At 48.4% G+C, this 21,143-nt stretch carries 18 protein-coding genes and 2 tRNA genes; 8 read left to right on the top strand and 12 right to left on the bottom strand.

Annotated elements, in window-relative coordinates; genetic code table 11:
- Positions 1-3 precede the first annotated feature (3 nt).
- A complete protein-coding gene (gene rnz, locus QXJ75_05895) occupies positions 4-903 on the top strand; it encodes a ribonuclease Z (GenBank protein MEM3737594.1) in 900 nt (299 codons plus the stop codon).
- On the opposite strand, the gene QXJ75_05890 is transcribed toward rnz, so the two are convergent.
- The 3 genes from QXJ75_05890 to QXJ75_05880 form a co-directional block, all read right to left on the bottom strand.
- Positions 893-1,693, bottom strand: coding sequence for a sugar phosphate isomerase/epimerase (locus QXJ75_05890; protein MEM3737593.1), 801 nt, complete (start codon positions 1,691-1,693; stop codon positions 893-895). The genes rnz and QXJ75_05890 overlap by 11 nt on opposite strands.
- Positions 1,694-1,714: 21 nt before the next feature.
- The gene (locus QXJ75_05885; protein MEM3737592.1) at positions 1,715-3,052 is read right to left on the bottom strand and encodes an aminotransferase class III-fold pyridoxal phosphate-dependent enzyme; all 1,338 of its coding nucleotides are present in this window, start codon (positions 3,050-3,052) and stop codon (positions 1,715-1,717) included.
- An 84-nt stretch (positions 3,053-3,136) separates the two neighbouring features.
- Positions 3,137-3,421 carry an RNA-binding protein gene (locus tag QXJ75_05880; GenBank protein ID MEM3737591.1) on the bottom strand — a complete coding sequence of 95 codons (285 nt, stop codon included), beginning with the start codon at positions 3,419-3,421 and terminating at the stop codon, positions 3,137-3,139.
- A gap of 211 nt (positions 3,422-3,632) precedes the next feature.
- Here QXJ75_05880 and QXJ75_05875 point away from each other — a divergent pair, with 211 nt between their 5' ends.
- A complete protein-coding gene (locus QXJ75_05875; protein ID MEM3737590.1) occupies positions 3,633-5,480 on the top strand; it encodes a PINc/VapC family ATPase in 1,848 nt (615 codons plus the stop codon).
- A gap of 73 nt (positions 5,481-5,553) precedes the next feature.
- Positions 5,554-6,060, top strand: coding sequence for a macro domain-containing protein (locus QXJ75_05870; GenBank protein ID MEM3737589.1), 507 nt, complete (start codon positions 5,554-5,556; stop codon positions 6,058-6,060).
- 8 nt (positions 6,061-6,068) lie between these two features.
- On the opposite strand, the gene QXJ75_05865 is transcribed toward QXJ75_05870, so the two are convergent.
- From QXJ75_05865 to thsB, 6 genes are all read right to left on the bottom strand, one after another.
- Positions 6,069-7,373 carry a hypothetical protein gene (locus QXJ75_05865; protein ID MEM3737588.1) on the bottom strand — a complete coding sequence of 435 codons (1,305 nt, stop codon included), beginning with the start codon at positions 7,371-7,373 and terminating at the stop codon, positions 6,069-6,071.
- Positions 7,363-8,868 carry an ATPase gene (locus QXJ75_05860; GenBank protein MEM3737587.1) on the bottom strand — a complete coding sequence of 502 codons (1,506 nt, stop codon included), beginning with the start codon at positions 8,866-8,868 and terminating at the stop codon, positions 7,363-7,365. Before QXJ75_05860 ends, QXJ75_05865 begins: the two co-directional genes overlap by 11 nt.
- Positions 8,869-8,964: 96 nt before the next feature.
- Positions 8,965-10,104 carry a molecular chaperone DnaJ gene (gene dnaJ / locus QXJ75_05855; protein MEM3737586.1) on the bottom strand — a complete coding sequence of 380 codons (1,140 nt, stop codon included), beginning with the start codon at positions 10,102-10,104 and terminating at the stop codon, positions 8,965-8,967.
- A 35-nt stretch (positions 10,105-10,139) separates the two neighbouring features.
- A complete protein-coding gene (gene dnaK, locus QXJ75_05850) occupies positions 10,140-12,023 on the bottom strand; it encodes a molecular chaperone DnaK (GenBank protein MEM3737585.1) in 1,884 nt (627 codons plus the stop codon).
- A gap of 13 nt (positions 12,024-12,036) precedes the next feature.
- On the bottom strand, positions 12,037-12,600 hold the full coding sequence (locus QXJ75_05845; GenBank protein MEM3737584.1) for a nucleotide exchange factor GrpE: 564 nt from the start codon (positions 12,598-12,600) through the stop codon (positions 12,037-12,039).
- A 49-nt stretch (positions 12,601-12,649) separates the two neighbouring features.
- Positions 12,650-14,314: a thermosome subunit beta gene (thsB, locus tag QXJ75_05840; protein ID MEM3737583.1), complete on the bottom strand. Its 1,665-nt coding sequence runs from the start codon at positions 14,312-14,314 to the stop codon at positions 12,650-12,652.
- Positions 14,315-14,539: 225 nt separating this feature from the next.
- Here thsB and QXJ75_05835 point away from each other — a divergent pair, with 225 nt between their 5' ends.
- The 4 genes from QXJ75_05835 to QXJ75_05820 all read left to right on the top strand — a co-directional run bounded on the left by QXJ75_05835 (position 14,540) and on the right by QXJ75_05820 (position 17,817).
- On the top strand, positions 14,540-15,022 hold the full coding sequence (locus tag QXJ75_05835) for an adenosine-specific kinase (GenBank protein ID MEM3737582.1): 483 nt from the start codon (positions 14,540-14,542) through the stop codon (positions 15,020-15,022).
- A 770-nt stretch (positions 15,023-15,792) separates the two neighbouring features.
- Positions 15,793-16,005: a hypothetical protein gene (locus QXJ75_05830; GenBank protein MEM3737581.1), complete on the top strand. Its 213-nt coding sequence runs from the start codon at positions 15,793-15,795 to the stop codon at positions 16,003-16,005.
- On the top strand, positions 15,983-16,630 hold the full coding sequence (locus tag QXJ75_05825) for a glycosyltransferase (protein ID MEM3737580.1): 648 nt from the start codon (positions 15,983-15,985) through the stop codon (positions 16,628-16,630). Before QXJ75_05830 ends, QXJ75_05825 begins: the two co-directional genes overlap by 23 nt.
- The gene (locus QXJ75_05820; GenBank protein MEM3737579.1) at positions 16,627-17,817 is read left to right on the top strand and encodes a glycosyltransferase family 4 protein; all 1,191 of its coding nucleotides are present in this window, start codon (positions 16,627-16,629) and stop codon (positions 17,815-17,817) included. Before QXJ75_05825 ends, QXJ75_05820 begins: the two co-directional genes overlap by 4 nt.
- On the opposite strand, the gene QXJ75_05815 is transcribed toward QXJ75_05820, so the two are convergent.
- The 3 genes from QXJ75_05815 to QXJ75_05805 all read right to left on the bottom strand — a co-directional run bounded on the left by QXJ75_05815 (position 17,807) and on the right by QXJ75_05805 (position 20,554).
- Entirely contained in the window at positions 17,807-19,063 is a 1,257-nt protein-coding gene (locus QXJ75_05815; protein ID MEM3737578.1) for a glycosyltransferase family 4 protein, read from the bottom strand. The two genes, QXJ75_05820 and QXJ75_05815, sit on opposite strands and share 11 nt — an antisense overlap.
- Before the next feature lie 115 nt (positions 19,064-19,178).
- A tRNA-Thr gene (locus tag QXJ75_05810) sits at positions 19,179-19,271 on the bottom strand.
- Positions 19,272-19,327: 56 nt separating this feature from the next.
- On the bottom strand, positions 19,328-20,554 hold the full coding sequence (locus tag QXJ75_05805; protein ID MEM3737577.1) for a phosphoglycerate kinase: 1,227 nt from the start codon (positions 20,552-20,554) through the stop codon (positions 19,328-19,330).
- An 84-nt stretch (positions 20,555-20,638) separates the two neighbouring features.
- Between QXJ75_05805 and QXJ75_05800 the strand changes: the two genes are divergently transcribed.
- Positions 20,639-20,771 (top strand) — tRNA-Met (locus tag QXJ75_05800).
- Positions 20,772-21,143 lie beyond the last annotated feature (372 nt).

The following is a 21,143-nucleotide window of genomic DNA, read 5'->3' as shown; positions in this document are numbered from 1 at the left end:
TGATTGGAAGTCATATTTTTAGGGACTGGTGCAGGTGTTCCCAGCGTTGAGAGAGGATTGGCCTGCATCGCACTAAAGTATGAAGGGCAGTTAATCCTCTTTGACTGTGGGGAAGGAGCTCAAAGACAGATGATGAGGGCACACCTCGGCTTTGGGAGACGGATGAAAGTCTTTGTCACTCACCTTCACGGCGACCATGTGCTGGGTGTACCTGGACTCCTCCAAACAATGTCTCTGCTTGATAGACGAGAGAAACTTGAGGTGTATGGTCCAGAAGGCTTGGCGAAATTCATAGCCACTGTGAAGGATCAGTTGCGGTTTAACCTCCGTTACCCATTGGAGGTATTGGAGGTAGGGGAAGGAGTAGCCTGTAGGGGTGAAGGGTTTAAGATACAAGCACGGTGGGTGGAGCACACAATCCCAACCCTCGCCTACGCGTTCATCGAGGATAAGAAGCCTGGGAAGTTCCATCCAGAAAAAGCTTTAGAATTACAGATCCCGAAAGGACCCATGTGGCACCGGCTCCAACACGGCAGAGCTGTAAAACTTCCGGGAGGTCGCGTGGTCAAGCCTGAAGAGGTGGTAGAGCCTCCCAGCCCGGGAGTTAAGATAGTCTACTCCGGCGACACACGGCCATGCCGATGCCTCACTGCCCTAGCCGAAGAGGCTGATCTACTCATCCATGAGTCAACATTCGGCGACGAGTTCCGTGAGGCTGCTGAGGCTGAGTTGCATAGTACACCTAGTCAAGCTGCAACGCTAGCTAAGAAGGCAAAGGTGAAGAGGCTGATCCTGACCCATGTCAGCGCTAGATACAGGGATCCCTCGATTCTGGTGAGCCAAGCGAGGGAGGTCTTCGAGAGCGTAGAAGTAGCTGAGGATTTTATGCGGGTTATACTTTAGATGACGTGCATTCATCCACAAACTCTCGGAGAGTCCTCAGGCTTTGGAGAGGGTTGAAAACTGACTCTACCATAAGAATACCTTCGAAGCTATTACTCTTCAGATGGGCTAGGGTCTTGGTCCAGTTGATAGATCCATCTCCTACATCGAGGTGTGCATCAGAGAAGCCTCCGTTGTCGTGAATGTGGACATGCACAATCTTGCCACTAAATTTCCTCAAGAATGCCTCTAACTGACCGACAATATGGGCATGGCCTACGTCTAAGGCCAACCCAACGTTAGGCCTCGCTAACTGGAAGAAACCTTCAAACTCCTCAGCCTTCGTCAGAATCGCTGAGAAGCCGCCGGGCATATTCTCGATGCCCAGTTTAATTCCCATATCCTCGGCGTAGCCTGCCAGCTCATCGACAGCCTCAAGGTTTAGCTTCACATCTAGACCTGGGAAGAAGCTACTCAGCGGGCCGTGGTTTCCAGGGTGGAAGACCCAGACCTCCGCCCCCAACAAACTTGCATTTGAGAGGGACCTCTTCGAGATCTCAAGACTTAGCCTCCGCATTTCAGGGTTTAGGGAAGCTATATTTAGATCTGTGAAGGGAGCGTGGACGGTAAAGGCCAGATTGTAAGACTCTTTCAACTCTTTAAGGAGTCTGATCTTCTCCTGATCGAGCCTATGCCAGTGCTCGTCAACGATCTCCCAATATTTACATTCAGCACCATACATAGCTATCTTATGAAGTAAATCTTGGAAAGGCTTCTTAGAGGCGAATAAGGAAGAAATTCCAATCTTCAAAGGCTTCACCTATGAGTATGCTCAGCTCTCTCTCCTCACCTCTTTTAGTACCCCCTCCAATATGCTCAGCCCCTCGTCTATTATCTCGCGGGTGACTGTTAATGGAGGGTTTATCCGTAGCGTCGAAGCGCCAGCGAGTGTTAGGCAGAGACCCCTCTTCCAGCACGTGGTGATGACCTCCTTCGCCTCCTCTTCAGCCGCCCTCTTCCCTTTGCCCTCCCTGACAAGTTCCACGCCCACCATTAGACCCTTCCCTCTCACATCCCCAATCAAAGGGTGTTCACCGCGAAATTCCTCCAAACGGCGGAGGAGGTACCGCCCTTGATTGGTGGCATTATCCAGCAACCCTTCATCTTTTATCGTATCTATGGTAGCTATGGCTGCGGCAAGGGTTAGAGGGTTAAGCCCTAAACCGCCTGCGTTAATCTCTACATCCCAGTCAGCCATATCAGCCCTAACAGCGAAGCCGCCAAGAGATAGCCCCCCAGCTAAGTCTCCACCAAAACATGTTAGATCTGGCTCCACCGCCCAGCATTCAATAGCAAACCACCGCCCTGTCCTCCCAATCCCACACTCACCTTCATCAACCAGCAAGGGAATTCCATAACATTCCAGAAGCTTCTTCAGCCTTATGAAATACTCTGAAGGGGGTATCACACATCCGCCTTCACCCAGTATAGGCTCAGCCACTACCGCGGCAACATCTTCAGGTGGGAGAAACCGCTTGAAGACGCAGTCCTCCAAAAAGTCAACACAACTATAACTACAGTTAGAAGGCTCTAGTTTGAGGGGGCAACGGAAACAGTAGGGATATGGCGCCTGGTAGACGTTAGGCAGGAAGGGCCCAAGGTATCTGCGCCGGACAGGCTTATCGGCTGTGAGGGTTAAGGCGCCGTAGGTCTCCCCATGGAAAGCTCCGATGAAACCGATGAAGTAATGCTTTCGAGTGTGCCACCTTAGAAGCTTCAAAGCCACCTCCAATGGAGTGGATCCACCACCGTCGAGGTAGATACTCTTCTTGTAGCCGCCTGGGGTTATCTTGGACAGAGTATCCGCTAGCGTAAGCATCTCCTCCGAACAGTGGCTGGGGGGTATGTGAGTTGAAGACCCGATTTTAGCCTTCAGGGCGCCTATTATTCTCGGGTGGTTATGCCCGAGGCTTAGGAGACCTCCCCCTGAGGTAAAGTCTATGTAGCTGTTCCCGTCTACGTCAGTCAAGACGGAGCCTTCTCCACCGCTTGGAACGAGTGTATAGGGTCTCAGCCCTCCTCTAACTAGGAGGCTGACCTCTCTTCGAATAACTTCCCGTGCCTTTGGGCCTGGAGGCACCGCGGAGATTTTAGAGAACACCCGCTTCATGATCTCTACCTTAACACCTACGAGGAAAGCAGAGGGTTGAGATAGTTTTACTTTAGAAGAGGCGAAACTTAGCCGCCGGAGAGGTTAGGAGTTTCGTATTGAGGTCTCGATGGCGCTTGGCTTTGAGTGTTTTCCGTCCATCTCAAACGTAGCCGAACCGGTACTTATGTTTCCCATTATTAAGTCTCTAGGGAAGACTCGTGGAATTAGCTCAACAGTAGCAACCGCCTTACCGATAGCTTTCCATCTAGCCTTCAAAGTTACAGTAGCAACCTTCTTATTAAAGAAGGCCAAACATGCCACTACATACTTCATCACGAGCTTCTCACCCACCAAGACTATAGTGGATTTAACCTCGGTGTTAGACAAACCCCAACCCTTCTGTACCCAACTCACGATATGACGTTCAATTAAGATAAAGTATTTAGCTATTATGCACAGTTTAAAGCGTCGATAAAAAAATGGCAAGCTCCATACGCATATAAAGAATTACATATTAACACAACCAGAGGTGACGGATATAATAGTATGGTCTACACCAAAAATACAGTTGACATATATCCGCACTTAGAGGTTGTGAATGGAGTGTTTATGCGGTGGTGAATCATTAGGTCAGAGGGCGAAGGTTGTGGATAAGATAGTACCAGATACCTCGGTAGTCGTGGATGGAAAGATCAGTCAACTCATGGAGAAAGGCGAAATTAAAGACGCGGAGATAGTAATTCCGCTTGCAGTTTTGGACGAACTTCAAGCCCAAGCCTCTCAAGGACGCGAGACTGGCTTCTTCGGTTTAAACGAGCTTAAGAAGATTCAAGCCTTGAGCAGTGATAGAAATGTTAAGGTGAGGTTCTCAGGTGTGAGACCTACCCTCGAGGAGATAAGACTTGCGAGAGGAGGGAGGATCGATGCCATAATAATGGATGTGGCTAAAGGTGAAGGCGCCGTACTTTTAACAGCAGACTACGTTCAGTCGCTAGTCGCTGAGGCCAAGGGTGTAAGCGTAAAGTACATGCCGCCTGAGCCGAAGCCTATAAGGTTGAGCTTCGAGGAGTACTTCACGCCGGAGACCTTGAGCCTCCACCTCAAAGAGGAAACTCCGCCCTTAGCGAAGCGTGGAAAGCCGGGTAAACTTGAGCTGGTGAAGGTTAGAGATAAACCTTCAACCGCTGAGGAGTTGAACAAGATGATAAAGGAGATCTATGAAGCGGTAGAGGTTAGTAGGGACGGTTTCGTCGAGATCAGCAGAAGTGGAGCCTCCGTCATCCAGCTGGGCATCTACCGAATCGCGATAGCCCGACCTCCATTCTCAGATGGCTTAGAGGTCACGGTAGTCAGACCAGTGATGAAGCTAACCTTAGAAGATTACAAACTCTCAAAGAAGCTGATTAAACATTTGGAGAGCAAAGCTGAAGGCATCCTAATCGCTGGGCCGCCCGGCTCGGGGAAGACTACCTTTGCTTCCTCCCTAGCTGAGTTTCTAATGAGGAAGGGACGTGTTGTGAAGACTCTGGAGTCTCCAAGAGATCTCCAAGTGGGCCCCGAGGTAACTCAGTATCGACCTCTGGAAGGCAGCTTCGAGAAGACTGCAGACATACTACTCCTAGTCAGACCTGACTACACTATCTTCGACGAGGTCAGGAAGACTGAAGATTTCAGGGTCTTTGCGGATATGCGTCTAGCGGGGGTTGGAATGATCGGCGTTGTTCACGCTAGCGACCCAATTGGCGCCATCCAGAGGTTCATAGGTAGAGTTGAGTTGGGGATGATACCCTACATAGTGGACACCATCCTCTTCATAAGGTATGGGGAGATAACGAAGGTCTACGAGCTGAGCCTAGTGGTAAAGGTGCCTACGGGAATGGCGGAGGCAGACCTCGCCAGACCGGTGGTTGAGGTTAGAGACTTTGAGAGTAGGGTTCTAGAGTTTGAGATCTATACGTTCGGGGAAGAGAACTTCATAATCCCAGTCTCAAAGGGTACCGAAGTCAGGGGTATAAAGAGGCTTGCAGCTGAGAGGATACTTCAGGAGGTTAAAAGATTCGATCCGAAAGCTGAGGTGGAGGTAACTTCGGATAATATGGCCACTGTCAGAGTCGAGAATACTCATATCCCACGGCTGATCGGAAAAGATGGCTCAGTCATTTCCAAGCTAGAAGAGAAGCTTGGGATTCGCATCGACGTGGAGCCTCGACCTCTCACGACGGTGCATGAAATCGAGTTTGAGGTTAGAGAGACAAGCGACGCTGTTGAGTTAATCTTCGGCAAAGAGGCTGCCGAGAAGAAGATAGCAGTATATGTCGATGATGTGTTCCTATTCTCGGCGATGGTGAGTAAGAGAAGCCGAGTTAAAGTTACAAAGCGCTCCGAGATAGGAAAAGAGCTGATTAAAGCCCTAGTCGCCAAAAAGAGAATCAAAGTTCTAGTATAGACATGGTGCACAAACTAACAAATGGACAAATCGGAGAGGAAGAGATTACGTGAAAGTCAAAAACAGCCTCATTATGCTTGTTCAAGGCGACATTACTGATCTGGCGACGGATGCGATCGTGAATGCAGCCAATTCTGCCCTACAACTTGGCGGCGGAGTTGCAGGTGCCATCAGACGGAAGGGTGGACCAAAAATTCAGGAAGAGTGCGATAGGATAGGAGGCACCCACGTTGGTGGTGCTGTGATCACCACGGGTGGCAATCTAAAGGCGAAATACGTAATACATGCGGTAGGGCCGAGGCGTGGGGACGAGAATGAAGATGAGAAGTTGAAGTATGCAACATTGAATAGCCTTAGACTTGCAGATCAATACAACCTAAAGAGTATAGCGTTTCCAGCCATATCTACCGGCGTCTTCGGGTTCCCTATCCAGAGGTGTGCAGAGATCATGCTGTCGGCTACTGTCGAATATCTCAAGGGCATAACAGGTCTGGAGAAGGTTATATTCTGCCTCTACAGCCCAGAAGCCTTTCAAGTCTTCAAAGCGGAGTTAGAGAAGCTTAGAGAAAAAGCCATGTAACTTGATCCTCAGAAGCTTAGGCAGGGCAGCTGAATGCTGAATGGTGTACGCCTCCGCTTATGGAGGAGGTATGACTTGATGACTATATCTTTAAGGTTTAATGGGTTGTCCACGTAGGTAACAACAGCGTTCCCATTAAGCCGCGCCATCTTCTCACAAATGCGCCTCAGCTCCGGCCGTTTATCGAGCATAATAATATTCAGCTGAACTTCTCTTTCACCAGCCTTGTAAGCGGCTCTGAGGGCGCTTTCCTCAGGAGTCTGGCCGCGTAAGGATGAACATGTAGGCTCACCATCAGTTATCAGGAGGACAACCCTGTTACCATCCTCTTTCATGAGTGTATTTGTAGCAAATTCTAGGGATAGCCCTATATCCGTGTATCCGTAGGGTTTCAGTCGCAGGATCTCAGCTGGGGCCACTGGGAAAGGCTTCTCATTATACCCGAATATGAAGATATGATCGTCTTTGTACCACTCTTGGAGTAGTTCTCTAAAGGCCATAGCAGCCATTATGGTTCCGATAAATTTCGCTCCAAGCATCGAGTAGGAGCAGTCCATCAAGATTACGAATGAGGACTTAGATTTGTGGAGTGGAAGCCTAGCTTTCAAGTCATCAAGGCTAATCTCTAAATTTACTGGATTCTTTATGGCTGTCTGGATTAGGGTCTCCTGGATGTCTATCATATCATAAGTGTGCTGGAAGTCATCATAGTCTCTCAATATGTGGGAGGGTTGTTCCCCGAATCCTGCGGCCTCAACTTCATGAGGTCCTATGCCATACTCCTTCAAACCTGCGAGAACTTCCTTAAGCACCCGCTTAGCTATAATCCTCTCGCTGACCTCGTTGAACTCAGGGCTAATGGTCTGAAGGTCGGCGCAAAGCCAATGTTCCTCCCTCTTTATGCCAATCAACCCCTCCTCAGCCAGCTCTCTAGCTATAATTCCAAAAAAGTTTCGAACCAGACTGCCTACCGAGATGTCAGTAGGTTGGATGACTCCAGCCTTAACCTTGGTTACTATATCCTCCCAAGACTTCTCTTTGGCAGCCTGTTGTCGCAGATAATAGTCATCCAGCTGATCTGCACCCCTCCGAGGTAATCTTTTCCGGCATCCACCCTTTCCGTCCTCCTCATTATTCTTTCTAAGATCTTCTGCTGGGTCTTTCATGAGTATCAAGTCTGTTAAACCATTTTTTTGGTAGTCTTCACTATGCTTGAAGAGGTGGTAGACCAGCTTCTCGGCGAACTCATTGCCAAATATTGACGATATACCTTTCTCTCTCGGCTCTTTGCAGAGCTCACACTCAGGTTTCAAACTTTTCCATCCCTCGCATCAGGTAGCCTCTCTCTTTCCGCTCAACTAGCCTAGGTAGACAGAGAGCAATAGAGTGGAGCAGTATCTCCAAAGCGGAGAGGTAGAGGTCTTCATCAAGCTCTTCTCTCTCAGCTATCTGTCTAACGGCCGAGTCAACCGTTTCGTTTCCCTTAAGTCTGGAAACCGTGGTCTGATCTATCGGGAGATACCTTCTACCGTTCAGCTCGACACCAGCCATGCGAAGCTCCTCATATAGCTCGACGAACCTATCTGAGGGAATTTTGTCGTAGATCTCCTTGCAAGTTTCTTTTATGGCTTCATTTACCAAGCACCGTATGATTTCCGTCTTACTTACAGTCGCCCCAGCCTCAACCTCTATACGCCCAGCTAATGCAAGTCTCACAATCTGGTAGGACTCACCGTAGTCGCTGAGGAGGGGGCTCTCTCTACCACTCCTCAAAGCCCTAGATTTGACGTGGTCGTATAGTTTTATGGTGGCTCTGCAGGAGGGCTCAGATTCTATATTTTTTGCGAGCGGGCATCTGGATTCCCCACTCCTTCCATACCTAACAGCCCTTGCCAGTATCTTGAGATGCCAGCTAGGAATTCGCGGATCTTTTTTCAAGACTTTAGAGATGTACATATTCCTCTTTCCGATCTCGATCTCTTCTTCAAGAGTTGCAGGGGGACCTATCACTATCTCCTCCATCCTGTCTAGGAGGGGCTCCTTTATCGGGTTCGTTCCCCTGTAGTTTGCAGGGTTAGTTGAAGCTAACTCCAAGGTCTGAATTTTGAACGGCAGCACGTCGCCTTCCATAGTGGTTACTTGCTGCTCCTCGAAGAGTTCATGCAGGAGAGTCTGAAGGGAAGATGGCACAGCCCCCAACTCGTCAAAATAGCCTACCCCCCGATTAGCCTTTAAAGCTCTCCCAGGTATGAAGACCTCTGGATGGTCAAGATCGTAGCCTTCCCGAATCTTCTGGATGGATATACCTCCAATCAGCTGCCTTGAAGTTAACATGGGGTCACCTGGGATTCTGATCCAAACCCGTGGTATCCACGAAAGCTCGACGACTTTATCCTCTAGAACCTTCTTTTTGCAAGAGAAGCATGTTGGATGAAGGGGGTCATCGTATATTTTGCAACCCTTTACTGCCAACTGTTTCTCAGGGAGCAGTTTCGCAATCGCCTTGGAGAAGGTCGTCTTGCCGTAACCACGCCTGCCCTTAAAGAGTATAGGTGAACCTGAGAGGAGGGCGTTCTTCACCAGCTCCTTCTCTTCTTCCTTCCCAACTATATCTGGGAAAGGATCTCTACCCTCCCTCTCCTCCTCAATTATCTTTTCCGTGATATAATCTACAGGCGTCCTGGAATGGTATTTAACGTAGGGATCTGACCAGAGATCTATCTCACTACCATCTAAAGTGAAACGGGGAGCATTACCCCTACTTACCTTTACATCCTCAAAAAATAAGGATTCGACTTCAAACTTCATTAAACTGTTTTCTCCGCCGAACTTGCAATTACCAAGTTCAAACTACAAACTAACTTTTATCTATTTCTTTGAAATAGTAATGTTTTTATGAGCCTTCTACAAATTGAAAAATCCCCGCTTCTTTACCGCGACATCTTCACCCATCTCTTTGGCAAGCTCTCTCAACAACGCTATTTGACGCTCGCTAAGTTTTGTGGGCACTTGTACATGTACCTTCACGAGCTCATCACCACGACCGAATTCACCCAGCTTAGGCAACCCTCTCCCCTTTAACCTGAAAACTGAACCGCTCTGAGTGCCGGCTGGAATCTTCAGTTTAACCTTCCCATTTAAGGTGGGAACCTCGATCTCCCCTCCAAGGGCAGCCAAAGGGAAGCTTATAGATGTCTCACAGATTATGTCGCTGCCATCCCTCTCGAATATCTTATGCGGCTTCACATGGACTACGACGTAAAGATCGCCTGGAGGACCAAGATTAGGACCAGCTTCACCTTCTCCTCTCAATTTCAACATGTAACCTGAATCTACACCAGCTGGAACCTTGATCTGAAGCGTCCTAGTGCGCCTCACAATCCCAGTTCCGTGGCAGATGCGACATGGAGACTCAACCCGCACACCCTTTCCACCACAGAGGTTACAAGTTTGGATTTGAATGAGCTGAGCCCAGCCTGAAACACGCTTGTATTGAACCTGCCCAGTCCCTCCACATTTTTGACATTTCACCGGCTGAGTCCCAGGCTGGGCTCCCGAACCGTTGCAGAGAGAACACCTCTCATCTCGGGGAACCTGTATCTGAGACTCAACTCCCGAAGCAGCCTCCTCGAGGCTGATCTCCAGGTCGTACCTCAAGTCAGCGCCTCTCACAGGGCGATAAGTCTCATGAGGTCTACGGTAGGGTTGCCGGCCGAAGAACATATTGAAAATGTCTTCAAACCCTCCGAAGCCGAAGCCCAAATCTTTGAAGATGTCACTGAAATCAGCTCCCCGGAAGATGTCTTCAGTTGTGTACCGCCCATGTATACCCTCGTGGCCAAAACTATCATACTGCCTCCGCTTCTCCTCATCGGAGAGCACAGCGTAGGCTTCTGAGATCTCCTTAAATTTCTCTTCAGCCTCAGGGGATTTGTTCCTATCTGGATGGTACTGTAGGGCTAGCTTGCGGTAAGCTGCCTTGATCTCATCTAGGCTTGCATTTCTAGGCACGCCTAGAATCTCATAGTAATCTCTCTTGCTCATTAAGCGTTCAGCGGAGAAGAGTGGTGAAGTAATTTTTATCTCTTATCTTTCTCTTCTTCCACTACCTTGTAGTCGGTCTCGATTACTTTCCCACGAGTCTCATTAGTTTTCTTAGACTCCTCACTAGCGGCTTGCCGTTGTGCGTATTGTTGAGCAGCCTGCTGATATACCACCGTACCAACCTCTTGAAGGACCTTGGTAAGGGCTTCGTTCTTCTCTTTTATCTTATTGATGTCCTTCCCAGCTAAGGCGTCCTTCAGCTCGTTGACAGCCTTATCGATCCTGTCCACATTTTCTTTGCTTATTTTATCGCCCAGATCCTTCTTTGTCTTCTCTGCTGTGTATATTAGCGAGTCGGCGGTGTTACGCAGCTCAGCCTCCTCCTTCTTCTTCCTGTCTTGTTCAGCGAACTGCTCAGCCTCCCGGATCATACGCTCCTTCTCTTCCTTTGAGAGCTTCGTGGACGCTGTGATCGTTATCTTTGCCTCTTTATTGGTTCCGAGATCTTTAGCACTCACATGAAGTATACCATTGGCGTCTATGTCGAAGGTTACCTCGATTTGAGGTACTCCCCGAGGTGCGGGTGGAATTCCTGTTAAATTGAACATACCTAACGAGACGTTATCAGCCGCCATAGGTCTCTCTCCTTGTAGGACATGAATTGTAACAGTCGTCTGGAAGTCAGCAGCCGTAGTGAATATTTGACTTCTCTTTGTTGGGATGGTTGTGTTACGCTCTACAATTTTAGTGAATATCCCACCCATCGTCTCAACTCCTAGTGATAGAGGCGTCACATCTAAGAGCAGTATATCCCTAACCTCGCCAGCTAAAACAGCGCCCTGAATGGCAGCGCCGACTGCTACACACTCCATCGGGTCAACTCCACGCTCTGCAGGCTTGCCGAGGAAATCCTCAACAACCCTCCTGACAAGGGGCATCCTTGTCTGTCCGCCGATCAGTATTATCTTGTCTATGTCTTTTGGCTCAAGCTTCGCATCAAGTAGCACTTTTTCAATGGTTGCCTCAATCCTCTTGACTGTGGGTAACGCCAACTCTTCAAGCTTCGCTCTAGTTAATGTTAAGTGGAGGTGTTTAGGACCTTGGGCATCCACCGCTATGAATGGCAGGTCTATGTCCGTTGTCATGAGTGTTGAGAGCTCTATCTTTGCCTTCTCAGCAGCCTCTTTGAGCCGGACCATGGCAAGCTTATCGCTCTTGAGATCTATGCCAGTCTGCCTCTTGAACTCTTCGCAGAGATACTCCATCACCGCTTTATCTATGTCAGCCCCCCCAGTCTGAGTATCCCCGCTCGTAGCTTTAACCTCGAAGACGCCGCCTCCGAACTCCATAACCGTAACGTCATGCGTCCCCCCTCCGAAGCTGAAGACCATGATCTTCATCTCTTTGTCAAGTTTATCCAAGCCATAAGCGAGGCTTGCAGCTGTAGGCTCGTTAATGATTCTTACAACTTCTAGACCTGCTATCTCGCCGGCGTCCTTTGTAGCCTGCCTCTGGTTGTCATTGAAGTGAGCTGGAACAGTAATAACGGCCTTCTTGATGGGAATTCCTAAGTATGTTTCAGCGTCCTTCTTGATTTTCTGGAGTATGAAAGCAGAGATCTGCTGGGGTGTATACTCCTTACCGTGGACTCTTACTTTGTAGTCTGTTCCCATCTTCCTCTTAATCTCGAAGATGGTCCCCTCAGGGTTGGCGGAGGCTTGCCTCTTCGCAGGCTCACCCACCAAAAGCTGTCCATCCTTAGTGAAGGCAACAACGGAAGGGAACATCTTGCCAGCTATCGTTGGGCCTTCCGCACTCGGTATCACGGTAGGTCTACCGGCCTCCATCACCGCGGCGGCGGAGTTTGTGGTCCCCAAATCGATTCCTATTATCTTCTCTTTGCTGTCACTTTTGCTCATTTAGAATCAACCTCTACTTCTTCTCCTCTACAGCCCCCATCCCCTCTTTAGGAGCTACCGCAATATTAACCATACTCGGCCTGATGACCTTACCTTTAAACAGGAAACCTTTTCTAACCTCTGATATGACTGTCCCTTCTGGGCAACCCTCAACTGCAATCCTAGACACTACCTCGTGCATGTTTGGGTCGAAGGGTTTTCCAATAGTCTCGATCGGGGTTAGCCCCTCACGTTTTAGGATGTCGTAAAGCTTCTTCAACGTGATCTTCAACCCTTCTGAGACGACGTCCCTATTCTCATGTTCCGAGGCGATTTTAGCAGCGAGCTCGAGCTCATCGATGATGTCGAGGAAGTTTCTAAGCAACCTTTCACTGTTAAGCTGTATCATCTCATTAACTTCTTTCTCTACCCTCTTGCGGTAGTTATCGAAATCAGCTTGGAGATATTTCAGACGGTTGAGATATTCCTCAGCCTTCAGTTGCTCCTCTCTCAAACTCTTCCTTAGAAGCTCTATTTCATCTGTTGGAGCTTCCTTAAGATCTTCAACCTTCCCTCCACTCTTTTCTGACGCAGCCAATAGGGTATCAGGCTCCGCTTGGGAGGGTAAAAATAAAAAATGTGGCTTGTTAGTCACCCAAGCCCTCAGTCTCAGGGCCTTCAGAACCTGGGGCCTTCTCTTTCTCCTTTGGTTCCTTCGTCTTTCCTGCGGCGACTACATCGTCAATTCGCAGTAGCATTGTTGCCGCTTCTGTTGCCGACTTGACTATCTGTTCTTTGACAGCCAGCGGCTCCCAAACATCCAGCTTCGACATATCCTTAACACAACCTCCGAGGGGATCAACACCAGCCCATAGTTCGCCATTCTCATGCCGAGACTTCAACTCTGCTATAATGTCGATAGGTTCTAGCCCAGCATTCTCCGCGAGGGAGATCGGTATAACTTCCAACGCCTCCGCAAAGGCCTGAACTGCCAACTGTTCTCTTCCTGAAAGTTTATCAGCCCACCGTCTAAGTTCCGATGAGACCTCTACTTCTGGGGCGCCTCCTCCAGCTACAATCTTGGGCTTGTGGATTACATCTTTGACAACACAGAGGGCATCATGGATTGAGCGCTCAGCCTCGTCGACAACTTTATCAGTTCCACCCCTCACGAGCAGTGTTAGTGACCTTGGGTTTTTACAACCTTCGACGAACAGCCATTTGTCCTCCCCCAGCTTCCTCTCCTCCACGAGTTTAGCAAACCCAAGATCTGTAGCCGTCAAATCGTCAAGGTTGTTAACCACCTTGCCGCCGCATGCCTTCGCAGCCTTCTCCATGTCAGACTCCTTGACACGTCTAACGGTGAGGATTCCACGCTTGGATAGGAAGTGTTGTGCTATGTCGTCGATGCCCTTCTGGCATATGGCTACGTTGGCACCGGCATCAGCAATCTTGTCGACCATACTCTTAAGCATAGCAGTCTCCTCGTCGAGGAAGGCTTTCATCTGCTCGGGAGTTTCTATGTTTAGTTTGGCGTCAAACTCTGTCTTCTCGATCTCGAGGGAACAGGATAGTAAAGCTATTTTAGCATTCTCGACTCTGCGTGGCATGTCTGGATGGACGACTTCCTTATCTAACGCAATGCCTTCTATCAGCCTAGTCTCATTAACTGACCCGCCGGATTTCTTTTCCACTTTAATATTTCCTAAGTCAACCTTATACTGTCCGTCACTCTTCTCCGCCACCCGTAAGACAGCGTCGACCACAAGTGAAGAGAGGTGCTCCCTACCTTCTGAGAGAGCTTTGCTGGCCATTGCTGTTGAGGCTATCTTCTTTAATGTCACCTTGTCGTCTGGCTGGACTGGTATCGCGATTTTATCTAAAATCTCGAGTGCTTGCTCGGCAGCCTTCATATACCCATCTACGATGACTGTGGGGTGTATATTCTTGTCCAGTAGATCCTCTGCTTTCTTGAGTAGTTCGCCCGCTAGAATGGTTGCAGATGTAGTTCCATCACCTACCTCTTTATCTGTGGTCTTGGCGACCTCGACCATCATCTTGGCGGCTGGATGCTGGATCTCCATCTCATCCAGTATAGTCGCGCCATCATTGGTTATGGTCACGTCGCCTATGCCGTCTACGAGCATCTTATCCATTCCCTTGGGGCCTAGCGAAGACTTCACAACTTCGGCTACCACTTTCGCAGCCATAATGTTGGCTCTCTGAGCTTCTCTACCTTTAGTCCTCGTCGACCCCTCTTTCAATATGAGGATCGGTTGATTACCCACCATCGCAGGAATAGCTTCTGCCATTGGTACCACCTCTCAGTTAACTACCGCGAGTTAGCTATGATGGTGAAAAAAGGTTAATTAATAAACCTTTCGGATTATCCTGCAGCTGAACGCTACTGAGGGTAACCCTCAGCAATCAGCAATAACTAAATATTCACCATTCTTGAGAGCGGTATTGACGATGACTTAAACTTTTACTTAGGGTATTACAGATTTACAGATATAAAGCATTAGGGGTGTGGCTTCTTGAAAACCGAAGTCGTTAAGGTTGAGACGCCCAAGGATGCGAATTTGATCTTAGGCATATCTCACTTCATTAAGACTGTTGAAGACCTATATGAGGCAGTGGTAGGCTCAGTCCCTGGTGTAAAATTTGGAATCGGCTTTTGTGAGAGCTCTGGACCCTGCCTAGTTCGGTTAAGCGGGAATGATGAAGAACTTAAACACGCTGCGGCTGAGAATGCATTTAGGGTTGGTGCTGGGCATTCATTTATAATCTTCATACGAGGAGCCTATCCAATAAACATATTGAACTCGGTGAAAGCTGTCCCCGAGGTGTGCAGAGTCCTCTGTGCTACGGCTAACCCAGTTGAGGTGATAGTGGCTGAGACTGAGCAGGGAAGAGGTATCCTCGGCGTAATAGATGGATATAAGCCTAAAGGAATCGAGACCGATAAGGATGCCGCTGAGAGGAGGGAGTTCCTCCGAAGGCTCGGCTATAAGCTATGACTGAAATGACTTAGGTTAGAGGCAGCAAGGTTAGTGCACTAAGTATAAAGTTATATTTCGTTAAAAATTGCTGGGGGGGGCTAGCATCTGCCCTTAACTAAAAATTAAATTTAATGGGCGAAAACCTTTTAAACAGACCGCCTAGAGTTTAGCATCCTTTTTGCTTAGGGTGAGATGTGGTAATGGGCAGAGATAAGAAGAATCCGATGCAATCTAAGAAGGCTGAGAAGGAGAAGGAGAAGATAGAAAAGAAACAGAGAATCCAAAGAAGAGTCTAAGCAAAGCTACCCCGAACAGGCACAGACATGACTTCCTAACCATCGATATTTTTTACATCTGTCTCACTTCAATGTTGGTTGTAACTGCTCGTTATCGTGTATTCGTATCAGGTTTAAAGTAGCTACGCTTTCTAACCGAAAGCGTCACTCAAGTCATTGAGAGATATGCGGGCGAAGATCAGTTTATTTCCAACCTATTATAATCATTTCTGGCAAGGGATAAAATTTGCAATGACACACGAAGGTTGCAGCTAGACCCAAACTTACACGTTCGAGTAAACCGCTTTATCTCTTTGTTCACGAGTTTGCGTGCTGAAGGCAATTGAACGAAGTTAAAAAAATAAAAGCGAGATACCCCCTGCGTTTTAGCAGCCTATCCAAAGTTTTTAAAGCGAACTTGTCTTATGTTTTCTGGTAATCATAGCTGTAGCAAATAATCGTATGCTTGAGGAATGAGAGACTACTATGCCGAATAGTCCCATAGAAGTGGAGATGAAGGTCTTGATTGTCCTGCACTCCTTAGCATCAACCGACCCTGTTCACGCTAGACCTCTGGAGGAGTTGGCTTGGTATCTGAAGATGAGTGAAGGAGAGGTCGCCCAAATACTAGATAATCTCAAAAAAGATGACTACGTACGGTCTGAAGGAAACCGATACTACGTGACTATGAAGGGAGCAATGTGTGTCGTCACCTCCTTTAGCTAGAATACGGAAGCAAGACCGCCCTCTCAAGGTTTTATTGCTGACATGGGAGTACCCACCAAGAATTGTAGGCCGCGTCGCTGGATATGTTTACAGTCTCGCACAAGGGCTCGCGGGGAGGGGGCTAGATGTAACCGTAATCCACCCTTCAGATGGGGATGGAGAAAAGATGGATGGTGCGGTCAGAGTTTTAATGGCTGGCCATCCTATCAAGCATCACGCCAGTATTCTCAACTATATTTGGTCTCTAAGTGTCACGTTAGTACGAAGGTCTGCGGATTTTTTCCACAGTATGAATGGGGAGGGCCTTAACGTCATACACGCCCATGATTGGACCTCATGCCTTCCAGCCTTATACCTGAAATGGAGCTTCAATCTCCCCACAGTCTTAACAGTCTACTCTACGGAGTCTATTCGAGGGGGGATGGGAAACCTTCTGGGGCATGGGATCAGTGAGGTAGAACGCTTCTGCCTCAAATATGCCGACATAATCTTAGCTGGGGACGATGATGTAGCTTCGAGAATAAAGGTTGATTATGGAATTCTGTGTGAGAAAATATTGCCGGCACGCCTTGGCTCGAGTGACGTGGATACAGCTATAAACGCCTATGAGAAGGTTAAAGTTTGAACTCACTCATGCTCTCCTGGGAGTACCCACCAAGAATTGTGGGCGGGTTGGCTAGGAATGTTTATTGGCTCTCGAAAGAGTTAAGTCGACTTGGCGTAAGGGTCGTAATAATAACACTAGGTTTCCCTGGTTTACCGCCCTATGAAAAAGAAGAAAACCTTGAGGTCTACAGGGTTGACGCCTATAGACTAGCTTCACCCAGCTTCCTAGACTGGGTTTACCAGTTTAATGCTACAATGATTGAAACTGCATCCAAGGTTATGAAGGAGAAGTTCGATATTATACATGCCCATGATTGGCTTGTATCACCAGCCGCCATCAGCCTTAAGCACATCTATCGCGTACCTCTGTATGCCCACATCCACTCCACTGAGCTTGGGAGACGCGGCGGACTACTTGACAACTTCCAGAGGCACATCCATGAGTTAGAGTGGTTACTTACATATGAGGCTTGGAGAGTAGCTGTATGCAGCCACTTCATGCGAAGAGAGATCTTATCCATGTTCGGACTTCCAGCGGAGAAGGTAGATGTCCTCCCAAACGGGATCAACCCTTTTGAGTGGAAGAGTACCCTTGACGCCCAAGCAGTTAGATCACGCTATGCCGCTCCCTGGGAGAAAATAGTCCTGTATGTTGGCAGGATGGTCTATGAGAAGGGAGTTCATATTCTCCTAGAGGCTGCTGCTAAGCTCGCGGGGAGAAGCGATGTGAAGTTCATATTTGTAGGCGACGGACCGATGAAGCCCCAATTAGTTCGCAGGGCACATGAGATTGGCGTTGGAGTTAAAGCATTCTTCACAGGTTTCATCGACGACCAAGAACTACGGGCACTCTACTCTTTGTCGGATGTGGCGGTGTTTCCAAGCCTATACGAGCCTTTTGGTATCGTAGCATTGGAGGCCATGGCTGCCAGAAGACCGGTTGTAGCCTCTAATATCGGAGGTTTCTCGGAGATAATAAAACATGGAGAGACAGGTATCTTAGTTCCACCCAACGACCCCGCTTCTCTAGCCTCGGCCCTCACCCAGCTCCTAGAGGACCCAAACTATGCTAGATGGATTGGGGAGAATGGCTGGCGCCTTATAGGAGAACGTTATAGGTGGGAGGAGATAGCCAAGAAAACTTTGGATGCATATGGCCGGGTCAGAAAGGAGTATGAGGCTTTTGGGTGGAGGCCTAGGACTTAGCCTCAGAAATAATCTGTTCATAAATTTTCAGCGTCCTATCCGCCGCCCTCTCCCAAGTAAATTCTTTCAAAACTCTCTGCCGTCCATTAACCCCCAAAATCTTCGACCTTCCTGGGTCGTCTAGGATGCTGTTTACGCCCCACGCGATATCGGCGGGGTCGTATGCGTTTACATGAAACCCATTCTGCTCTGGGCCGTGAGGGACAACAATCTCTCTGAAGCCACATATTCCTCGTGCTCCCACAACTACGGGCTTTTCCATAGACATGGCTTCTAAGGCTACAATGCCGAAGGGCTCATACAGGCTGGGGAAGACCACGACATCGGCTGCGGCGTAGTGTGCTATCCGCTCGTGCTCAGGTAGAAAACTGCGGTTAAACTGCACCTTATCTCTTAATTTGAGACTTCCGATCAGGTCTACTAGATAGTTCTCCATATCTCCCTTCCCCACAAGAACCAGTTTGGCCTCAGGGTGTTTCTGTAATATGTGAGGCATGGCTAACACCATCTTATCAACGCCCTTCACCCTAGTTAACCTAGCCAAGCACAGGATTAGTTTCTCTTTGTCGTCGACACCATACTGACGCCTGAGTGCTTGGACTGTCTCGGGAGATACATTTGATGGGTTATATTTGGCTGGATCTACACCATTCCACACGACATGAATCTTCTCTGCAGGATAACCTAGCGATATTAGTTCATCCCTCATAGCGTATGATACAGTGATTATTGCGTTGGCGTGGGCTGCTGCTTTTCTTTCCAACTCAATTATAGTCTTTGAGCCGTCCCCTAGAGATCGCCCTTCTTCTGTTGAATGAACATGGAAAACGAGAGGAAGCCTAAGCATCTCCTTAGACAGAATACCGGCGATGGAGGAAAGCCAATCGTGTATTGCTATTATCTTGAAAGCTTCCTTATCATGGAGGACGAGTTGGTTGACGAATTTAGAGGCGGAGAGGATGTTGCAAACGAATATTTCTGAGAAGAACTGCATGCCAACAGTCCCCCACCGCCTTACGTCATCAACTATTAGGTCGGGTAGAACCTTACTCATATTTACTAAAAGAGGTCTGTGAACCTCTATCCCACCTATGATCTCCCTCGTTTTCAGAGTACCGTCATTGACGGTGAAGACAGATACGTCGTGGCCTTTCTTAATGAATTCTCGCGTGATCTCTGCAGCGTAAGTCCCGAGACCTCCCACGATTCTAGGTGGAAACTCGCAGACAAAACAGGCAATCTTCAAGTAACACCCTTCACCACCTAGCAAACCACTAGAACAGCTTCTATGCTAAATAGAAAATTTAAAGCTTTGGAGCAAACAACCATACACCAGCATCCTAGTTTTTAAAACTCCATATTGGAGCCCCGGGCGGGATTTGAGCCCGCGACCTATGGCTATCTGTGCGTTGGCATACAAGGCCATCGCTATGACCTGGCTTAGCTACCGGGGCAGCCCTATACGCTCAAAGTATTAGATCCTATTAGTTGAAAAATCTTATGTGTCAGATTACAGTTTACCTTTGAACCGTTTAGCGCTCCTCTTCAAAGCCTCAACTGCTGGGAGAGGATCACCCGCAAGAAGGGCCAACATCGCCCCACCGCCAGTTGAGATGTGGCTTATCTTGTCTGCCAAACCCAAGATCTCGAGGGCGCCTGCCACATGACCGCCCCCCGCAAGGGTAAAGGCCTTACTCTCAGCCATAGCCTCTAACACACCTTTCGTCCCAAAATTGAAAGCTTGATACTCGAATACGCCGAGTGGTCCGTCTGTAATCACGGAACCAGCATTCTTCAAGATACTACTGTATTTGGCAGTGGTCTCAATCCCTATGTCCATAATAACCTCATCGACTGGGAAGTCTTTCAGGGCGAGATCGACACGTTCACCCTCTCTATTCACAGCCAGATCTACAGGTAAAACGATTTTATCCTTGTTGGACGCCAGTATACTTCGCGCCTTATCGAGAAACTTGAGGTGTTCCTGCAACTTCTTCTCATTCTCAACTCCGAGGTTGAATCCTGCCGCCTTCAGGAAGAACTCCCCAAGGAGTCCCCCTAACAAGACATAATCTACTTTTTGGCTCTTCAACGCATTCTCTATAACGGCTACCCTATCTGACACCTTTACACCGCCTAGAAGATACACACAGGGCCGCCGAGGATTCTGAAGAATTCCACTTATGTTTTTGATTTCCTTCTCCATAATCAACCCAGCTGCTGAGGGCATAAGCTCAGCGAAGCCGACTAGCGATGCTTGAGACCGATGGGCTGCTGCAAAGGCGTCGTTAACAAAAACATCAAAAAGAGGGGCGAGACGCCTGACTAGATGTGTCTTAACTAGCTGTTTAGCCGGCGCCTCTATGTTCTCTTCGGAGCAGAACCTTAAATTGTCCAAGACGAGGACTTCACCGTTACGTAGCTCTTGTATTGCCGCCCTAGCTGACGGCCCCATCACATCGTCGATAAACTTCACGTTTCTGCCACAGTACCTCCTTAAGACGGCTGCATGTGCTCTTAGGGACGTGAAGTCATCTTTGCCAGGGCGGCTCTGGTGAGAGCCTATAACGAGACGAGACTTGCTTAGTTCTTTAACTGTGGGGGCTGCAGCCCTGATTCGTGTATCATCAAGAATCTGCCCCGTCTCTGGGTCGATGGGCGAGTTTATGTCCAGTCTGAGGAATACGGTTTTACCCACAATGTCAATGTCTTTGAGAGTTAGGAACTCTGGCGCCATCAAGCCTTTGCACCCTTTCCGTGACCAATAAATAGAGTTTAGGGATCTATACTTTTATAGCTATTGACCCAACACACATAAGGAGCCGGGGTGGCTCAGCCGGTTAGAAGACATCGGGCCTAGATCAAAGCGCTGGACTCATAATCCAGAGGTGTTGCATTTAAGACGGCACACATCCGGAGAGAGGTCGCGGGTTCGAAACCCGTCCCCGGCACCAAAGCCACTAACCAGTTAGCCGTCTCCTATTTACTGCATCTGGCTGAACCTGGCAGTCTACATGAACTAGTTAGAATCGAGGGGTCCACGAAGAATAGGTAAGCCGCCATATAAGATCATTCTCCGAGCTGGTCTGCTAAATCTTTATATGTGGGGTACCGCGAGCTTTGGATGTTGAGCCGTGAATATTAAAAGGTACATACTGATATTTTTACTGACACAGCTTGCATGCGTTTTGATCTGGTATATCAGAACTCACATCATAACAGGACCTATACTTTGAATCTATCAGATCAAGATTGCTGTGGCCCCTTTCAATCTTCCATATAATGACATAGGGTCTTAAAGTGAATACGGTTAATTGCCCTAACTC

The sequence above is a fragment of the Candidatus Bathyarchaeia archaeon genome, from assembly GCA_038883335.1.
In the GTDB taxonomy this organism is placed as follows: domain Archaea; phylum Thermoproteota; class Bathyarchaeia; order Hecatellales; family Hecatellaceae; genus JAVZMI01.
Note: the sequence above shows the minus strand (reverse complement) of the source record. Positions and strands in the feature narration are given on the sequence as shown.